The 1248-nt window shown below is 57.6% G+C and carries 3 protein-coding genes; all 3 read right to left on the minus strand.

The features are described 5' to 3' along the window. Nucleotides 1-10: 10 nt before the first annotated feature. On the minus strand, nucleotides 11-193 hold the full coding sequence (locus tag J4E05_RS24030) for a hypothetical protein (RefSeq protein ID WP_349601040.1): 183 nt from the start codon (nucleotides 191-193) through the stop codon (nucleotides 11-13). Then, complete coding sequence (locus tag J4E05_RS24035; RefSeq protein ID WP_349601042.1) at nucleotides 190-555, minus strand: hypothetical protein; 366 nt, start codon at nucleotides 553-555, stop codon at nucleotides 190-192. The genes J4E05_RS24030 and J4E05_RS24035 overlap by 4 nt, the downstream gene beginning before the upstream one ends. Further along, nucleotides 552-1248: hypothetical protein (locus tag J4E05_RS24040; protein WP_349601043.1), on the minus strand; the 697-nt coding region annotated here is incomplete at its 5' end. The genes J4E05_RS24035 and J4E05_RS24040, both read right to left, overlap by 4 nt.

Genomic DNA, 1248 nt, shown 5'->3' on the forward strand with positions numbered 1-1248 from the left:
CGCCGGGGCTTTAGCCACGCCATGTAAAGCCCTCGCTATTGAACTCGACCGGGTCACAGACACACGGGCTTTCCTTGAGTTTGTCGACACCGCTGCCATCCTTGGGTAGTTCGATCTCGTCAAAGGCGCAGCCGGCCAGCAAGGTGAACAGTATGACGACAGAGACAAGACGGATCGGGCGAAGGTGTTTCATTGCGGGGCTCCTGTGGATGTGTTGGCAGAACTGGAAAGGGGTTTTTGGTGGCGGTTTGCAGGGCGGGACTGCCAGAACGGCAGCACGCCGAGCAGCAGCAAAAAGAAGAACCCAAGGGCAAAAAGCTGCGACCAGATCACCAGCGCGGTCTGCATGATTTGGGAAAGCTGTTGGGGCGTGATGACCTGAAGCGCCTTGATGGTTTTGATCAGGGCGTCTGGTTCAAACAGGGCCAGCCAGATCAGCACCACATGCAGGCTGAGAAGGCCCAACAGGCAGTAGCTTTTGATCAGGCCACCCAAAAACAGCACGATCTGACGGGCACGCTGGCCGCAGTGACGCAGGAGGATTTGCATGGTCATTTACTGGACCCTTTGCTTGATGTTGGATTTTTGAGACGGTCAGCCACACGCTGGCGATGGGCGTTGAAGCGCTCGGCAAAGGCACTGCCAGCTCCTTTGGGATCGGCAAAAAATGACTGGCCTGCACCAAAGGCATTGCCTGCAGCCCCGCTTGCGCCTTTTGCGGCATTGAGCAGGCGACCGGATTTGACGCTGTTAACGACAGACATACCGGTGGCCAGCGCCCCACCCGTCATGGCGGCAACGGCGGAATTGGTGAATTGCGACTGGGTGATGGAATTGGCCATGCCGGTGGCCTCGGTGACAAAGGCAAAGCCCATCCAGCCGAGCACGACCGGGACAATGACCTTCATGTCCTGAAGATCACCCGAGGCATCGACATAACCGTCAAGTTGCAGGGCGGCGACCGCATAAAGCACCAGCCCAATGGCAAGGGTGGCTCCAAACAGCACCATATAGGCGGCCAGCAGGGATTTAAGGGCCTGGACGGCCATGCCCCGGCTCCAGCCAAAGCCGATGCCCATCATCAGATAGGGCGACAGCGCTGCCAGCATCATGACGCGGAAAATGCTGACTGCGATCTGGCTGAAATAAATCACCATCAGAAGCAGCCAGGGAATGGCGATCAGGACGCCATAAACCCCGGCCATCAGATTGCCGAGCGAGAATTCAGACCAGACTTCAAATGCCATC

Origin of the sequence: Thalassospira sp. NFXS8 (genome assembly GCF_040148805.1) — a bacterium.
Lineage (GTDB): Bacteria > Pseudomonadota > Alphaproteobacteria > Rhodospirillales > Thalassospiraceae > Thalassospira.

Excerpts from the sequence above, each read along its gene's own strand:
- J4E05_RS24030 (WP_349601040.1), bottom strand. The coding sequence starts at position 193 with ATGAAACACCTTCGCCCGATCCGTCTTGTCTCTGTCGTCATACTGTTC.
- J4E05_RS24035 (WP_349601042.1), bottom strand. The coding sequence starts at position 555 with ATGACCATGCAAATCCTCCTGCGTCACTGCGGCCAGCGTGCCCGTCAG.